Genomic DNA, 16,454 nt, shown 5'->3' on the forward strand with positions numbered 1-16,454 from the left:
GGTTTCGTTGCGGGGCGGAACACGGATGAAGGAGTACGACCGATGCGGTATCGGCTGGCCGCGGGCATCGCGCCCGGCACCTGGACCGCGCGCCGCGTCTGGCTCACCGCCTTCCTGGCCTTCTTCGCGCTCGCCGCGGCCTGGGCCCTGGCCTCCCCCCTGACCTCGGTCCCGGACGAGCCCTGGCACATGGTCAAGGCCGCCGCCACGGTCCGCGGCCAGTTCCACGGCACGCCGATCACGGTCACCGAGCACGGCCACGGGGGCACGACCCAGCTCCCGATGACCGGCTACCGGCTGCCGACCGCGTACTCGTTCCTGACCAACCTGCACGAGTGCTACTACGCCGACCCGCACATGCCGGCCTCCTGCGCGAAGGTCCTGACCGCGCAGTCGGGCACGGCACTGGCCGGCACCACCGCCGGGTCCAACAATCCCCTGTACTACCTCGCGGTGGGCTGGCCGAGCCTGCTGTCCGGCGGCCCGATGGGGATGTACGGCATGCGCCTGGTCTCGGCCGCGCTGAGCTCGGCGATGCTGGCCAGCGCGGTGGTCACCGCCTTCCAGTGGAGCCGCCGGCGGCGCTACCTGATGACCGCGGTGCTGGCCGCCGCGACCCCGATGGTGCTGTTCCTCAACGGCGCGGTGAACCCGAACTCGCTGGAGGCCACCTCGGCCATCCTGCTGTGGATGGCGGTCCTCAGCCTGCTGACGGACCCCCGCCCGGAGCTGGTGCCCCGGCTGCTCTCCCGGGTCGGCGTGGCCGCGCTGGCGCTGGTGTCGGTGCGGCAGCTCGGCCCGGCGTGGGCCCTGGTGATCATCGTCTGCGCCGCCCTGGCCGGGCAGCGCGGGGCGCTGCGCGACACGCTGCGGCGGCGCGCGGTGTGGCTGTGGACCGCGATCGTCGGCGTGGTGGGCCTGGGCTCGATCGCCTGGACCGCGCGCTTCAGCGTCCTGGGCAGCACCGCGGCCAACCACCCGGACCTGACCTTCTCCGTGGCGGCCCGCCAGACCTTCGCCGACAGCACGGCCTACCTGCGGCAGATGATCGGCTACTTCGGCTGGCTGGACGTCCAGCCCCCGTACCACCTGGCCTCCCTGTGGTACCTCCCGGTCCTGGCCCTCCTCGTCGGCGCCTGCCTGGTCGGCGGCCCCCGCGAGGTCACGGCCCTGGTCCTGCTCGCCGTCTCGGTGGTCGCCATCCCGGTCGTGGCGCAAGGCCGCCAGGCGCAGACCCTCGGCTACATCTGGCAGGGCCGCTACCTCCTCGCCGTAGCCGCCGGCCTGCCACTGCTGGCCGCGGCGATCCTGGCCAAACGCGAACCCCGCTGGAGCTGGCTGGACCGCGCGGCAAACCGACTGCCGGTACCGGTGACGGTCTCGACCCTGGTCCTCGGCTTCCTGATGTTCGCCACGACACTCCGCCGCTACGCGGTGGGCAGCCGCGGCCCGCTCCTCACACTGCACCCGTCCTGGTCGCCCCCGGGGAGCATCGCGGGCGTGGTACTGCTGTACGTGATCGGCGCGGGCCTGGCGGCTCTGGTGATGCTCGCCAGCCGGGCGCCGTACCCGACGCCGGTCGCGTCCGGGGACAGCGCGCAAGCGATGGCAGCCGCCGCCCTTGAGGTGCCGGCCCTCGCCGGAGCACCCACGGTGACCGCGAACGGCACGACCAACGGCGTGACCAACGGTACGGCGCAGCACCTGAACGGTTCTGGCGCGGCCGGCACCCCGGACAGCGACACCGGGGACCGGGACACGGCGGTCGCGTCGGCTTCTTGAGCTGAGGGGTCCTCTGAGTTGGTCCTCCTCCGCTTGAGACGCAGGACGAGATCGCGGCGGGCCGCGTCCCCCGGAGCCGAGTTCAGGTCCGAGCTCTGACAGCGCGCTGAAAGGGCTTGAAATGGCTCGGGCAGGTGCCGGGGCCGAACTACCGCGCCAGCGCCTCAGACCCGCTCTGTGCCCCGCCCCGCAGCACGTTCTTCCTAGCCTCCGCGACGGCGTCCGCGTTCAGCGCCGCCAGGCCCTTCGCGTCCAGGTCGGGTAGCGGGCTGCCGAGTTCTGTGCGGGTGCGGATGTACAAGCCGACGGTCAGCGTCGGCGCGTCGGCCGGGTCGATGATGGCTTTGGGGTCCAGTCGGGGGTCGTTGCGGTCGTACCAGACTGTCTGCAGCATCGCCTTCTGCCGTGCGAACTGCTGGTCGCGGCCTTCGATCGTGGTGCTCAGCGACAGTATCCCGGCCCAGCACGCGACCACGGCGGCCCCGGCCACGGCCACTCGCCACCATGCCTGCCACGGGATGTCGCGCAGCGCCTCGGCCACGATCGGCAGGAGGAATACCGCTGCGATGTAGACGTACCGGGAGGCGCCGGCGATCTGGATGCCGAACTGGGCGCGCACCAGGCCGGTCATGCTGAACTGCGCGATCGCGCCGACGCCGAGCGCGATCGCCAGCGCTGCGGGACGCCCGCGACGGCAGGCCAGGGCGAACAAGAGCACGAACACCGCGAAGCCGATCCACCGCTTCTGCCAGTCGGCGCCGGCCAGTCCCGCCATGCCGGCGCCCAGACCGGTCGGAACGAACGACAGCAACCCGGAGGCGGCCTTCAGCGACAGCGGCGAGCGGGCGATGTCGGCGTGGCTGGCGCCGTACAGCGGGTACCAGATCCCGTACGCGACCACCGGTGCCGCCAGCACCGTCGCGGCTGCGCGGAACCGTGCGGGCCGCCACCACGGCGTTCCTGCCAGGTCCCCAGCCACATCCCCAGCCCCGTCCGCGGCGCCGTCCCTGTCCGCGTCCCCGTCCGCAGCGCCGGAACGCAGGACCAGCAGCACGGCCACCGCCCCGGTGAAGAACAACCCCTCACCGGAGGACGCCAAGGACAGCACCAACGCCGCCGAGCCGCCCGCCAGCGCTCGCCGCGTGGGGCGCTCGGCGTCCACCAGCAGCACCGCGATCAGTCCGAAGAACACCGAGCACGAGAAGCCGATCTGGAACGCCCAGATGAAGTCGTCGGAGCCGCGCCCGAGCATCAGCAGGACCGCCGCCGCCGCGATGCCCAAGGCGTCGCCGCTGCGCCGTCGGATGATCGAGAACAGGAGGAAGGCGTTCGCGCAGTGCAGCGCCAAGAGCGTCGCACTGAACGGGAGATAGCTGTGCATGCCGTTCAGCCCGATCAGCACCCGGTAGATCACCATGGGCACGGTCGACCAGTGCTCCTGGTGCGGGACGAAATAGTCGCTGAAGCGCCAGCCTTCGGCCTTGTCGACGAAATCCCACTCGTCGTAGTAGAAGTCCAGCCCCCGCAACGAATACAGCAGCACGCCGAACGTGACTATGCACATGCCGATCACTACGTGAGCAGCGTACTTATAGCGCACACGCGCAAAGGTCATCACGGACTCAGCTGGAAGAACGCATCCCGATGTCGCACAAGGTCACAGGGTACAGTCATAGCCCACGGCCTGAAGAGCGGGGCCACAGTTATCACCGCGCTATGGGCATCTGCGCTGCTACACGTCTGGGCGGCCTTGGCGACTTCCGCGGAGAAGGAGGGCCCGGCCGCGCGCCAGTGGCTGGACCGGCCATAACCGCCGAATACGCACAGTACGACCAGCCCTAGAACAGCGAACGCGGGAATGGATCTCGGTACCGCGATACGCGGGGAGGCTACAGCCGCGTCTCTCCGTGGCACGAGAAGTGCGGCTACCGCGACCAGGAACAAGCAGATCGCCGGAAGCTCATAGCGGGGTGCGGCGCTCCCGCCCTGCATAGCCAGCCCGCAGAACAACAGAAGGCTGTGGGCGAGCGCCGTGAGCACCAGCGGCCAGTTCGGCGCCGTGATCCGCAGCAGCGCCAGCACGAGGGCAACGCCGGCGATGGCCCAGGCAACGTACTGCTTGTCCAGGACGTTCACCGGGAGCCCGAGACGCTCGTTCACATCGGCCGTGTAGAGCCCCTGCCCCGCCACCGTCTGGAAGAACTGCTCAACCGCCCAGACGGGGTCGTAGTGCGGCTTCATGGGCCGGTTGTCCAGCGCGTGACGGAAGACAATACCGATCCCCTGGAACAGCATCCCGGCGCCCATGCCGAGCGCGGGAAGCGCGCCGCGCCGCCCGCGCACGGTCCACCACCGCAGGAGCGCCAGCGGCAGGAACACACCCGCCACCGGGTCGCTGCCGATGGTGCAGAACAACACGACCGCGGCGAGGATCTGGTTACGCCGGTGCTCCGGGTTCCAGATGACCATCCAGAACGAGACGTAGAGCAACAGGAAGTGCAGACAGGCGAAGTTGTTGGCCAGTTCCAGCTGTCCCACATACGGCAGCGCCACCGGGGCCGCCACGGCGACGCGCAACGCGGTCGAGGGCAGGTGCCGGCTGCTGGCGCGGTAGACGAGCAGTGCGCAGGCGCTCGCCACCAGGGCGCCCATCGTCGCGATGACGGCGGCGGCCCACGACAGCGGGAAGAACCTGACGACCTCGATGAGGACGCGGGGGACGAAGTGCAGGTAGCCGTTGTAGGGCGTGAAGAGCAGGTCGATGAAGTTGTGCTGCAACGTCCCCGCGTAGAACTGGCGGCCGTCCTCGGCCCATATGGTGTCCGTCGACCCGAACCCCGGCGTGCGCTCCAGGGACAGCAGGACCGTGGCCGCCAGGACGACGACCGCCGCGATGGGCTTCCACGGCTTCCACAGGACGGTCCGCTGCTTCAGCGCCGCCAGGGACGCCGGGGAGGCCACCGCTACACGGTCGGCTACGTACACGGGTGAGTCCCCCCTGTGCGGAACACATAGAGTGCCGCGTCGCCAAGTGCTACAGAACATATGTTACTAACCCGCGAGGCTACCTCAGCGGCTGCTGAACGTTGTCACGTCTCGTCTACGATTGGCGGATGCCGACCATCGCCGCGGTCACCACCGCGTTCCATCCCGACGAGCGCCTGATCGCGGTCGTGGAGGCGGCGCTGAAGAGCTGCGCGCGGGTGGTCGTGGTGGACAACACACCGGGTGACGGGCCGTTCCTGAGCGACACGCTGCGTGATCGGGACGCGGTCACGGTGCTGCGCGACGGGCGCAACCGGGGGTTGGCGGGGGCGCTGAACGCGGGGTTGGACGAGCTGAAATCGGCGGAGGCCCCGGATCTGGTGCTGTTCCTGGATCAGGACTCCGTACTCGGTGAAGACCTGGTCACCGGCCTCGCCGAGCACCTGACCGACCCGACCGTCGGCATCGCCGCGCCCGCGCCCTGGGACGAGGAGCAGGGCCGCTACTACGAGCCCGGCACCGCGAACGGCCCGGATGTGGCCGAGCGCGACGCGGTCATCACCTCCGGCATGCTGGTCCGCCGCGACGTCCTGGTCGAGGTGGGGCCGTTCCGCGGCGAGTTCTTCGTGGACCACGTCGACAACGACTTCTGCCTGCGGGTACGCGCCGCCGGCTACCGCGTGCTCCGCGACAAGCGGTACAAGCTGGCGCACAGCCTCGGACAGCGGAACCAGCACAAGCTGGCCGGCGTGCAGGTGGCATCGTCGCGGCACCCGACGTGGCGGCTGTACTGGATCGCCCGCAACGGCACGGTGCTGATCAGGGAGCACCGCAAGGACGCGCCGGTCTGGAGCCGGAACACCGCGCTGTATCTGGTGTGGTGGTTCGCGCTGCGGACGGCCATCGAGGCGCCACGAGGACCGCGGGCGATGGCCATGCTGCGCGGGCTCCGGGATGGGCTTCGGGGGCGGAGCAGTCAGCGGTATTTGCCGCCGGGGGCCGAGATTTAGCTGCGCCTCGGCCCGCACGATCGGCGCTGCTTAGGCCGGCCAGGGCTTGAACCCGCGCTCACCAACCGTGCTGCGCCGGCGAAGTCCGGCAGCCGCCCGGCCCGCGCCTACCCCCGCCGTCGCTTCCTGCCGTCCGCGCGCGTCGTCAGCTCGGCGCCCTGCGGCAGGTACCGCAGGCTGTACTTCCGCGTCACCGCGTCGCGCGCGCCGCGCAGTACCGCGCCGGCGTGGGCGCGGCGGTCGTCTTCGAAGGCCACCGCCTGAACGGCGGCACGGCCCAGGTACAGGGCCGCGGTCACGGCCCAGGCCGGGGAGAACCGGCCTTGCTCGCGGATGGTGATCAGGCCGTTGCGGAGCTGCCAGTAGTCGCGCCAGGGCGCCTTGTGCGTGACCGCCACGCGCATGCCGAGGAAGGCGTGGGTGCGGCGTTCGCCGATGGAGTGCGGGAGCTTCAGGCGCTTGTCCTGGACGATGCGGGCGCCGGTGCGGCGGACGCGGAGGGAGTACTCCAGGTCGGCGTAGTCGACGAAGAAGTCCTCGCGGAATTCGCCGACGCGCTCCAGGAGGGTGCGGCGGATCAGCATGCCCGAAGTGATGGAGATGGCGCGGTCGGCGACGTCCTCGTGGCGGCCGGAGAAGGTCTCGTAGAAGCGTTCGTGGACCACGTCCCAGGGCGCCGGCGTCGCGATGCCGATGGAGGGGTCCGTGAGGTGTTCTGCCAGGCCGGGGATGACGTCGGGGTCCAGGACCGAGTCCTGGTCCAGGAAGATCACCGCCTCGGTGCCGCGGGACAGCCGGGAGACGCCGAGGTTCAGGGCGTGCGCCAGGCCGCGGTTCACGCCGGGACGCAGGACCGTGAGCGTCGCGGCGGCCGCGATCTTGTCCGCGGTGGAGGGCGCCCCGTCGGGCGTGTTGTCCACGACCACGATCTCGGCGCAGGACTCCTGCACGGAGTCGACCACGGCGAGCAGGCGCTCGTCCGGGTGGTAAGCCGTCACGATGGCGGCGATTCTCACGACGTGTCCTCTCAGGCGACTGGCGTCGGGGTCGGAGTCGGGGTCGGGGTCGGGGTCGGCACGCCGACGCCGCCGGGGTTGTCGGCGCCAGGGTACGCGGTCCTGGGGCCGGCGCCGGACTCGGAGCCCGCAGCCGGTACCGCGCTCGTCTGCTCCCCCACGCCTATCGATCCGTGTCCACTTCGGTCTCGGCGACCGCCGCGTCCGTCTCGGCGACCGCCGCCGCCCACAGGTCCGCGATCGCGTCGGCCAGGGACCGCCGCGGCGTCCAGCCGAGCAGCGTAGCCGCCTTCTCGATCTCCATCTGCTGCCAGTCGGTCTCCGGCCCCGGCGCCGGGGCCTCGGTCAGCGTGGTCGGCACGCCGCTGGCGTCGATCAGCATAGTGACGAGCCGGCGCGCGTCGTACGCGTGCCCGGTGCCGATGTTGACCACCTCGCCGGCCACGCCGGGGGCGGTGACCGCGGCCGCCACCGCCTCGGCCGCGTCGGTCAGCGCCAGGAAGTCGCGCAGCGAGACCAGCGCTCCGAGGGTGAGTTCCGCCTGCCCGCGGCTGCGCGCCTCCAGCAGTTTCGCGGCCACCACGCCGAGCAGGCTGTGCCCCGGCTGCCCCGCCCCGACCACGTTCCCGACTCGCAGCACCACGCCGTCGGCGACGCCCCGCGCCGCCGCGTCGAGCACCAGGTTCGAGCACTCCAGCTTCAGTTTCCCGTACGCAGTCACGGGTTCGGGCGTGAAGGACTCGGGCATCGACTTGCCGAGCGGCGCCAGGCCGTACTCGTGCACGCTGCCCAGCTGCACCACCCGCACCCGCGCGGGCAGCGTCTCGACCGCCGCCAGCAGGTGCGCGACCACCGTGACGTTGGCGTCGGCCATCTGCGCCTCGGTCAGGCCCCACATGCCGCCGGCGGCGTTCACCACGGCCCCCACGCGCTGCGCGCCCAGCGTCGCGGCGAGCCGGTCCCGACCCGCGGCCGCCAGGTCCAGCGGCACGAACGACGCGCCCTCGGCCGCCGGCCGCGGCGTGCGCGCGACGGCGACCACCTCGTGGCCGCGCGCTATCAGGGCGCTGCTGACGGCCCTGCCGACGAATCCGGTCCCGCCGAGAACCGCGACCTTCACAGGCCCCGTCATCGCTTCTGCTCCACTCGCGCGCTCGTCTGCCCGGGCCTGGGCGCCGGCAGGAACGCGTGCCGGGTCAGGTTCTTCACGCCCGGGACCGACCGCGCCTTGAGCGCCGACGGCAGCAGCGTGACGGCGTGCAGCCGCGAGGACGTGTACCGGCGCGCCGCCTTGGCGGCCTTCGGCCAGCCCAGCGCGTTCATCTGCGCGGAGGCGCCGACGAAGTAGCGCCGCGCCTCGGCGAAGCGCTTGCCGGCCATCGCCTCGGCGGCGCTGTAGCTGGCCGCGTGCCGCCGGTACTGGAAGACCACCTGGTCGGACAGCGCCATCGTCTCGCCGGCCTCGATCAGGTCGATGACCAGCGCCAGGTCCTGGATGATGTCGAGGTCGTCGCGGAAGCTGGCGCCCTTGATCGCCGCGGAGCGCCAGCACAGCGACGGGAAGTAGAACCAGCAGCCGCGCAGCAGGCTCGCCGCCAACTCCTCGCCGCCCATCAGCCGGGTGCCGGTGAAGCGCGGCAGGTAGATGCGGGCCTTGGCCTGGTCGGCGATGGTGTTCACGACCTGCCCGGCGCCGTCGATGATCTGCACGCCGGGCTGGATGACGCCGACCCCGGGGTGCTCCTTGACGATCCTGCGGATCTCGGCGACGTACCCGGGCAGCATCACGTCGTCGGTGCCCATCATCACCATGTACTCGGCCTCGACCAGGCCCAGGCACTTCTTGTAGTTGCCGGTGGCGCCCAGGTTCTGCTCGTTGCGCTGATAGGACACGCGCGGGTCGTCGAGCGCCGCGAACCACTCCGGGACGCCCGGCTCCTCGCCGTCGTCCACGACCGTCAGCCGCCAGTCCGGGTCGGACTGCGCGATGACGCTGCGCACCGCGGTCTGCATCAGGGCCACGTCGCCGTAGTACGGGAGCATGATGTCGATGGTGGTCATGGGGACTTCTGCTGCCTCACGGTCTCGGAAATCGGGTGCGTCGGGCGGGCCCGGTCAGCGGCGGTTGATCGCCAGCAGCAAGGTGATCATGGCGCGCCCGAGGTAGACCGCCGCCTTGATCGGGGACTTGCTGGGCGTCCCGGCGGCGCGCGGCCGCATCGCCACCGGCACCTGGCCGACCGGGTGGCCCAGGCGGATGACCCGGACCAGGGTCTCGACGGTGTCGCCGAGGTACTCCACCGGGTACCACTGCGCGAACAGCTTGATGATCTCGCGGTCGCAGGCGCGGAAGCCCGAGGTGGTGTCGTCCAGCCGGGTCTTGGCCATCCGGGACAGGACCCCGGACAGCAGGCTCATGGCCCAGCGCCGCGGTCCGCGCACCTGGTAGTCGCCCTCGCCGGCGAAGCGCGCGCCGAGCACCAGCCGGGCCTCGCCGAGGCCGTCGATGAGCTTGGGGACGTAGCGCGGGTCGTGCTGGCCGTCGGCGTCGAGCTGGATCGCCACGTCGTAGTCGTTCTCGTCGGCGTAGCGGTAGCCCAGGCGCATCGCGCCGCCGACGCCGAGGTTGTAGGGCAGTGAGACGACGCGGGCGCCGGCGTCCAGGGCCATGCGCTCGGTGTCGTCGGTGGAGCCGTCGTTGACCACGAGCACGTCGTAGGCCGGGAGCTCGTCGCGGACCTCGGCGATGACGTCGGCTATCGACGCGGCCTCGTTCCACGCCGGGATGATGATCAGGACACGGTGGTCAGCGTTCACCGAGGACCGCCTTCCCGTCCCGTTGGGTGACGATCCCGACCGGGTGCCCGTTGGCGCCGTTCGCCGCACCGCCGGCCCGGCTGGTCCGGGCCTGTTCGAGCTCGGCCTCCAGATCGGCCTGCCGGTCCTTCATGTCGCGCAGATCCGCCCGGATCAGCGCGACCTCCTCGGCCAGCGACCGGGTCTCGTCCTCCAGCCGGGAGGCCTCCCAGCTCAGGTGGATGCACACGATCAGCAGGAAGACCACGGCCAGGAACAGCACCAGGCTGGCGCCGCTGGCCACGCCCAGCCAGCTGGAGACGTTGTCCAGGGAGGAGGGGATGAAGCCCAGGGGCAGCGTGACGAGCCCGACGACCAGCCACAGCACCGCGTACTTCTCCCGCAGCTGGCGGCGCCGGAGCAGCTCGAAGATCAGTGCCAGCAGCAGGAGCGCCACGACACCGGTCATTATGGCCAGCTTCATGCGGATCCACTCCCGGAGTGATGGCGCTTTCCGGAGTGATGGCGCGCAGTGCCGCGCCCCGGCGCGTCGGTAGTCGGCTGATCCCGATGGGTGAACCCGGGCAGTCTACCTGGTTCCATTCCGGGATCGCGGCGCCGACGGCCAGCCTGCCTGGGCATAGTGCTCATCCGCGCACTCCTTCGGCGACGGGCGCGGCCTGGCCGGCGTCATGCGCGGGCCCCGGCGGCGGTGCCTCGACCGGGGCCGGGACGGCCGGCGCCGGCTCGGCGTCGGGCCCGTCCACGGTGGGCAGCGAGCGGGTCACAAACATCACATCGGCGGCCGCGATCACGGTCACCGCCAGCGGGCCCAGGATCCCGGCCCATCCGGCGGCGGCCAGCGGCGACAGCGGCAGCGCGAAGACCAGCGCCATCGCGGCCAGCCCGGCCAGCCACGCGGCGAAGACCACGCGGTGCCGGTTCAGCGCGACCTGCGCGGACTGCAGCACGAACGCGGTCATCAGGAACGCCGTGCTCAGCGCCAGGGCGGACAGGAAGAGGTGGGACAGCGGGTCGGTGGCCGCGAAGTAGTGCCGGAGCAGCCACGGCCCGGCGGCGGCCACGACGACCACACCGACGGCACCGGTGCCGAGGCAGGCCGCGACCAGGAAGCCGGTCTTGCGCCGCACCTCGCGGAAGTCGCCGCGCACGGCGGCGGCCGCGAGCATCGGCAGCAGCGGCGCCTGGAGCGGGAAGAGGCACAGCAACGCCAGCCGGGACATACCCATGGCGGAGTCGAGCGACTTGGCGTGGCCGGAATCCAGACGGGAGCTGATGATCAGCGGGACCGCGTTGATCAGCAGCTGGCTGAGCAGGGTGGCCAGGGTGAGGAGGATCAGCTTCTCGCGGGCGCTGCCGCCGGGCTCTTCGGCGTCGTCCGGGGCGGAGAGCGCCGGGGCCGAGCCGGCGTCGGAGGCGTCGGAGGCGTCCGCGGCGTCCGCCGGACCGGCGGCACCGACAGCGCCGACAGCGCCGACAGCGCCGACAGCCCGCCAGGATCGGCGCAGCGCCGGCGAAGCCAGCCCGCTCACCGCGGCGACCAGCGGCGCGAGCGCGAAGATGAAGGCGTACCCGAGCAGGTGCCCGCGCCCGGACGAGGTCAGGATCGCGCTCGGCACGATCGTGGCGACACCCTGCACGATCAGCGTCAGGCTGTAGTAGCGGAAGTCCTGGCAGCCGGCCAGCACCCCACGCACCAGGAACGCGGCCCAGGTCGCGGCGAGCCCGGCGGCCAGTGCCACCTCCAGCGTCCAGCTGTGGCCGAGCCAGCGCGAGAGCAGCACCGGCGAGGCCGCGACCAGCACCACGCCGGTCACCGCGACGAGCCCGGCGGCCTGCCGGAGCTGGCCGCGGACGGCGGCTCCGACCGAGCGGCCCGCCGCGTGGGTGCGCGCGACGGTGCGGGTCATCTCCTGTTCCAGGCCCGCGAGGACGCCGGTGCCGATCGTGCCGACGAGGAAATAAAAGGAAAGCAGGGTCTTCGCGGAATCGACGTCCAGAGAACGGTTGGCTATCGCGATCCACAGCGAGCCCCCCACCGTCGCCGCGCCGAGCCCGATCGCCAGCAGCGAACCGGGGGTGGTCAAGCTGCTCAGCAGGGAGCGAGCGACGCGGGGAAGGGGCACGAGATTCGATGGTAGTCGATGCCAATCGGCACGATATATGTTTGTAGGCGCCTCCACTCCGATCGTGGGGCGCCTACCGCGGTTCGGCGAAAAGTCCTGGACCGTCGCGAAGGAGAGTGCCGGACCGCCGCGAGAACCTAGACCGTCGCGTGTCTTCCTGAGCCGGTTCCCGTCACCTTCCGCACCGTGCCCCGCAGCATGAACGCGTGGATCACCTCGACCAGCCCGATGGCGATCAGCCAGATCCCGGTGAAGATCGCCAGGGTGAAGATGGAGCCGATGGGCCAGGAGATGACGATGATCCCGCCGAGCATGGTCATGAAGCCGGCGAACAGGCCCCAGCCCCGGCCCACCACCCCGGCCGGAGCCGAGGCGCTGGTCGCGATGGTGGCGATGCCCCACATCAGGAAGCCGATGCCGATCCACAGGCTGAGCAGCAGCACCGAGTTGCGCAGCGAGTTCCGGAAGCAGAACAGGCCCAGCAGGATGGACAGCGCGCCGACGATCACGTTCAGCACCCGCATGCCGGCGCTGATGTGGTCGCCGAACGCCGCGATGATCTCCATGACCCCGCTGATCAGCAGGTAGATCCCGAACAGCACGCCGAGCACCAGCAGCGTGCGGCCGGGCCAGACCACCGCGCACACGCCGATGGCGATCGCCGCGAGGCCCAGCACCATCAGCGCCTGCCACGCGGCCTGCCCGAGCATCCGGAGCGGATTCTCGACGTCGACGCGGTCGGCGCGGTCGAACTCGCGGTCGCGGAACCCCTCGCCGTGGCCGGAGCCGCGGTCGCGCAGTTCCTCGGCCCTGCCGGGTCCGCGCTCGTCACCGTCATACATGTCGGTCATGGGGTCGTTATGTCCGACTATCCGACTGATGATGCCTGATGCCCGGTTCCGGGTCGGCCGAATGGTCCAGCCGAGGCCGGCCGGCACCAGCCGGTACGAGCCATAACGAGCCGGTGTGGCCCGGCCCCCGCCGGACCACGAGACTGCGGAGCGGCTCAGCAGAGCCGTTCAGCCACAGTGCTCAGATCGCCCGCGAGGGCGCCGCCACGCCGCTGGACGCCAGCATCGTCCGCCAGTGCCCCAGCATGGGGAGCCCGGCCTCGGCCCAGCGCCGGTGCCCGAGCACGCTGTACTTCGGCCGCTCGGCGGGCCGGACGAACTTGTCGGAGGTCGTCGGCCGCACCCGCTCCGGGTCCAGCCCCGCCTCCTCGAACGCCGCGCGGGCCAGGCCGAACCAGCTCGTCTGGCCGGAGGAGGTGCTGTGGTAGACCCCGGCCGGGACCTGGGCCTGCCCCAGCGCGATCAGCTGTCCGGCCAGGGCGCCGGACCACGTCGGCTGGCCGACCTGGTCGTCGACCACGTCCAGCGTCTCCCGCTCGCCGGCCAGCCGCAGCATGGTGCGCACGAAGTTGGTGCCTTGCGCGCCGTAGAGCCAGGCCGTGCGGACCACGTAGCCGGTCTCCGGCAGCACCGCGAGCACGGCCTGCTCGCCGACCAGCTTCGAGCGGCCGTAGGCGTTGATCGGGTCGGTCGCGGCGTACTCGCCGTAGGGCTCCTCGCTCTTGCCGTCGAAGACGTAGTCGGTCGAGACCGTGATGAACCGGGCCCCAGTCCCCGCGCAGGCCGCGGCCAGGGTGCTGACCGCGCCGCCGTTGACCGCGGTGGCCTCGGCCTCGTGCGTCTCGGCGCCGTCGACGTCGGTCCACGCCGCGGTGTTCACCACCACGTCGTGGCCGGCCACCGCGGCGGCGACCGCCGCCGGGTCGGTGACGTCGAGCTCGGCCCGGGTCAGCGCGGTGACGGCGGCGGCCGGGTCGGCCCGCAGCAGCGCCACCAGGTCCGTGCCGAGCATCCCGGCGGCGCCGGTCACCAGCCATCGTCGCCGCGGCGCCTGGCGCCCCGGCACGATCACGACCGGGCGGCTCATCTCGCCGCGCCTCCGGGGGTCTCCAGTCCCGCCTTCGCCTTCAGCGGCTCCCACCACGCGCGGTTGTTCTTGTACCAGTCGATGGTCTGCGCGATGCCCTCGTCGAAGCGCACCTGCGGCTCGTAACCGAGCTCCTGCCGGATCTTCTCGATCGACAGCGAGTAGCGGCGGTCGTGGCCCTTGCGGTCCTCGACGGTGCGGACCGAGGACCAGTCGGTGCCGGTCGCGTCCAGCATCAGCTGCACGAGGTCCTTGTTGGTCATCTCGGTGCCGCCGCCGATGTTGTAGACCTCGCCGGCCCGGCCCCGGCGCAGCGCCAGGTCGATGCCGCGGCAGTGGTCGGAGACGTGCAGCCAGTCACGGATGTTGGCGCCGTCGCCGTAGAGCGCGACGGTGCCGCCGTCGATCAGGTTGGTCACCGACAGCGGGATCATCTTCTCCGGGAACTGGTAGTGCCCGTAGTTGTTGGAGCAGCGCGTGACCACCACGTCCATCTGGTGCGTGCGGTGGTAGGCCAGCACCAGCAGGTCCGAGCCGGCCTTGGAGGCCGAGTACGCCGAGTTCGGCGCCAGCGGCCACTCCTCGGTCCAGGAGCCCTCGTCGATGGAGCCGTAGACCTCGTCGGTGGAGACGTGCACGAAGCGGCCGACACCGTGCTTGCGCGCGGCGTCCAGCAGCACCTGCGTGCCCACGACGTTCGTGGTCACGAACGGCCCGGCGCCCAGGATCGAGCGGTCCACGTGCGATTCGGCCGCGAAGTGCACGACGGCGTCGTGCCCGGCCATCACCTCGTCGACGACCTCGGCGTCGCGGATGTCGCCGTGCCGGAAGCTGAAGCCCGGGTTGTCGCGCACCGGCTCCAGATTCGCCTCGACCCCCGAATAGGTCAGCGCGTCAAGCACCGTCACCGAATCCGGCGAGCCGGGACGGGACAGGAGCTGACGGACGTACTCTGAGCCGATGAACCCGGCACCGCCGGTCACTAGAATCCTCACCTGCGCGATGCTACCGGGCCCGTGGGAATACTTCCCCCGGTGGTGGACCCTAGGTGATGCCTCCGGGGACCCGACTAGACTGCCCGGCATGCGCGGTATCATCCTGGCCGGCGGGACCGGTTCACGACTCTGGCCGATCACCAAAGGCGTCTCCAAGCAGCTCATGCCCGTCTTCGACAAGCCGATGGTGTACTACCCGTTGTCCACACTGGTGATGGGCGGTATCTACGAGATCCTCGTCATCACCACGCCCGAGGACCAGGCGCAGTTCCAGCGGCTGCTCGGCGACGGCTCCCAATGGGGCCTGGACCTCAAGTACATCGCGCAGGAACGCCCCGACGGCCTGGCGCAGGCCTTCATCCTCGGCGAGGAGTTCATCGGCGACGAGTCGGTGGCCCTCGTCCTCGGCGACAACATCTTCCACGGCGCGGGCCTGGGCCGGCAGCTGCGCACCCTGACCCAGCCGTCCGGCGGCGTGGTCTTCGCCTACCAGGTGGCCAACCCGCAGGAGTACGGCGTGGTCGAATTCGACGACGCCGGCCGCGCGGTCTCCATCGAGGAGAAGCCGGAGAAGCCCAAGTCCCGCTTCGCCATCCCGGGCCTGTACTTCTACGACAACCAGGTCGTGGAGATCGCCAAGAACCTCAAGCCCAGCGCCCGCGGCGAGCTGGAGATCACCGGCGTCAACGTCGAGTACCTGAACCGCGACCAGCTGCAGGTGCAGGTCCTGGAGCGGGGCACCGCCTGGCTCGACACCGGCACCTTCGACTCCCTCGTGCAGGCCGCCGAATACGTCCGCGTCATAGAACAGCGGCAGGGCTACAAGGTCGGCTGCGTCGAGGAAGTCGCGTGGCGCTCCGGCTTCATCAACGACGCCCAACTGGCCGCCCTGGCCGAGCCCCTCCGCAAGAGCGGCTATGGCGAATACCTGCTGCACCTTCTCGACACCGCGCTCTAGGGCGTGTTTGAGAAGTCGGGTGGGTAGTGTCCCGCAGCCAGTGAGCAGGTCGAGCGCGACGGCTCAGCGGCAAGCATGGCAAGACGGACGGCCTGCCTCATCCTGGTTGGCTGTGGCTGGTCGTCCGGCGCCGCCAGGCGCCGCCGATCAGCCGTCGCGCCCCGCCCGACTTCTCAAACACGCTCTAGCAACAACCAGTCCCCCTGAACCCGAAGGACCGTCCCCGCATGGACATCGCTCCCCTGTCGATCGAAGGCGCCTGGGAGATCACCCCCCGCCTCCACGGCGACCCCCGCGGCCTGTTCACCGAGTGGTACCGCTTCGACCACCTGGCCGAGGCCGTGGGCCACCCCCTGGACCTGAGGCAGGGCAACCTGTCCGTGTCGGCGGCAGGCGTAGTCCGCGGCATCCACTTCGCCGACGTGCCGCCGGGCCAGGCGAAGTACATCATGTGCACCCGCGGCGCGGTCCTGGACGTGATCGTCGACATCCGCGTCGGCTCGCCGACCTTCGGCCAGTGGCAGGGCGTCCGCCTCGACGACGAGAACCGCAAGGCGGTGTACATCGCCGAAGGCCTCGGCCACGGCTTCTGCGCCCTCACCGACGACGCGACCCTGACCTACCTGTGCTCGGCCACCTACAGTCCCGGCCACGAGCACGGCGTCCACCCGCTGGACGCGGAACTCGGGATCGCCTGGCCCGCCGAAGCGCCGCAACTGTCGGAGCGGGACCTGAAGTCGCCGTCGCTGGCGGAGGCGAAGGACAGCGGCCTGCTGCCGGACTACGCCGCTTGCGTGGGGTACACGAAGAGCCTGGGCTAGTAACTA

At 71.0% G+C, this 16,454-nt stretch carries 16 protein-coding genes; 4 read left to right on the top strand and 12 right to left on the bottom strand.

Going from position 1 to position 16,454, the window contains the following annotated elements; translation table 11 throughout:
- The first annotated feature begins 42 nt into the window (after window positions 1-42).
- Window positions 43-1,782, top strand: coding sequence for a DUF2142 domain-containing protein (locus tag ABH935_RS34200; protein WP_370382090.1), 1,740 nt, complete (start codon window positions 43-45; stop codon window positions 1,780-1,782).
- Window positions 1,783-1,930: 148 nt separating this feature from the next.
- Here ABH935_RS34200 and ABH935_RS34205 read toward each other — a convergent pair whose 3' ends face one another.
- Window positions 1,931-3,346: a hypothetical protein gene (locus ABH935_RS34205; RefSeq protein WP_370382091.1), complete on the bottom strand. Its 1,416-nt coding sequence runs from the start codon at window positions 3,344-3,346 to the stop codon at window positions 1,931-1,933.
- 50 nt (window positions 3,347-3,396) lie between these two features.
- Window positions 3,397-4,743, bottom strand: a complete 1,347-nt coding sequence (locus ABH935_RS34210; protein ID WP_370382092.1) for a hypothetical protein — start codon at window positions 4,741-4,743, stop codon at window positions 3,397-3,399.
- Window positions 4,744-4,895: 152 nt separating this feature from the next.
- Here ABH935_RS34210 and ABH935_RS34215 point away from each other — a divergent pair, with 152 nt between their 5' ends.
- Window positions 4,896-5,777: a glycosyltransferase family 2 protein gene (locus ABH935_RS34215; protein WP_370382093.1), complete on the top strand. Its 882-nt coding sequence runs from the start codon at window positions 4,896-4,898 to the stop codon at window positions 5,775-5,777.
- Window positions 5,778-5,884: 107 nt separating this feature from the next.
- Here the strand turns inward: ABH935_RS34215 and ABH935_RS34220 are convergent, their stop codons facing one another.
- The 10 genes from ABH935_RS34220 to rfbB form a co-directional block, all read right to left on the bottom strand.
- The gene (locus tag ABH935_RS34220; RefSeq protein WP_370382094.1) at window positions 5,885-6,793 is read right to left on the bottom strand and encodes a glycosyltransferase; all 909 of its coding nucleotides are present in this window, start codon (window positions 6,791-6,793) and stop codon (window positions 5,885-5,887) included.
- An 11-nt stretch (window positions 6,794-6,804) separates the two neighbouring features.
- Entirely contained in the window at window positions 6,805-6,954 is a 150-nt protein-coding gene (locus ABH935_RS34225; protein WP_370382095.1) for a hypothetical protein, read from the bottom strand.
- Window positions 6,955-6,956: 2 nt separating this feature from the next.
- Window positions 6,957-7,925, bottom strand: a complete 969-nt coding sequence (locus ABH935_RS34230; protein WP_370382096.1) for an NAD-dependent epimerase/dehydratase family protein — start codon at window positions 7,923-7,925, stop codon at window positions 6,957-6,959.
- Window positions 7,922-8,854, bottom strand: coding sequence for a glycosyltransferase family 2 protein (locus ABH935_RS34235; protein ID WP_370382097.1), 933 nt, complete (start codon window positions 8,852-8,854; stop codon window positions 7,922-7,924). The genes ABH935_RS34230 and ABH935_RS34235 overlap by 4 nt, the downstream gene beginning before the upstream one ends.
- 54 nt (window positions 8,855-8,908) lie before the next feature.
- Complete coding sequence (locus ABH935_RS34240; RefSeq protein ID WP_370382098.1) at window positions 8,909-9,610, bottom strand: glycosyltransferase family 2 protein; 702 nt, start codon at window positions 9,608-9,610, stop codon at window positions 8,909-8,911.
- Window positions 9,600-10,073 (bottom strand): DUF2304 domain-containing protein, encoded by a 474-nt coding sequence (locus ABH935_RS34245; RefSeq protein ID WP_370382099.1) that lies wholly within the window; start codon window positions 10,071-10,073, stop codon window positions 9,600-9,602. Before ABH935_RS34245 ends, ABH935_RS34240 begins: the two co-directional genes overlap by 11 nt.
- Window positions 10,074-10,236: 163 nt before the next feature.
- On the bottom strand, window positions 10,237-11,736 hold the full coding sequence (locus ABH935_RS34250) for a hypothetical protein (RefSeq protein WP_370382100.1): 1,500 nt from the start codon (window positions 11,734-11,736) through the stop codon (window positions 10,237-10,239).
- Between the two features lie 137 nt (window positions 11,737-11,873).
- Window positions 11,874-12,587: an HdeD family acid-resistance protein gene (locus tag ABH935_RS34255; RefSeq protein ID WP_370382101.1), complete on the bottom strand. Its 714-nt coding sequence runs from the start codon at window positions 12,585-12,587 to the stop codon at window positions 11,874-11,876.
- 181 nt (window positions 12,588-12,768) lie between these two features.
- Window positions 12,769-13,674, bottom strand: coding sequence for a dTDP-4-dehydrorhamnose reductase (gene rfbD, locus ABH935_RS34260; protein WP_370382102.1), 906 nt, complete (start codon window positions 13,672-13,674; stop codon window positions 12,769-12,771).
- Window positions 13,671-14,669 carry a dTDP-glucose 4,6-dehydratase gene (rfbB, locus tag ABH935_RS34265; protein ID WP_370382103.1) on the bottom strand — a complete coding sequence of 333 codons (999 nt, stop codon included), beginning with the start codon at window positions 14,667-14,669 and terminating at the stop codon, window positions 13,671-13,673. Before rfbB ends, rfbD begins: the two co-directional genes overlap by 4 nt.
- An 88-nt stretch (window positions 14,670-14,757) precedes the next feature.
- Between rfbB and rfbA the strand changes: the two genes are divergently transcribed.
- Complete coding sequence (gene rfbA, locus ABH935_RS34270) at window positions 14,758-15,627, top strand: glucose-1-phosphate thymidylyltransferase RfbA (protein ID WP_370382104.1); 870 nt, start codon at window positions 14,758-14,760, stop codon at window positions 15,625-15,627.
- A gap of 227 nt (window positions 15,628-15,854) precedes the next feature.
- Window positions 15,855-16,448: a dTDP-4-dehydrorhamnose 3,5-epimerase gene (gene rfbC, locus ABH935_RS34275; protein ID WP_370382105.1), complete on the top strand. Its 594-nt coding sequence runs from the start codon at window positions 15,855-15,857 to the stop codon at window positions 16,446-16,448.
- Window positions 16,449-16,454: the final 6 nt, after the last annotated feature.

Source organism: Catenulispora sp. GAS73 (assembly GCF_041262085.1).
In the GTDB taxonomy this organism is placed as follows: domain Bacteria; phylum Actinomycetota; class Actinomycetes; order Streptomycetales; family Catenulisporaceae; genus Catenulispora.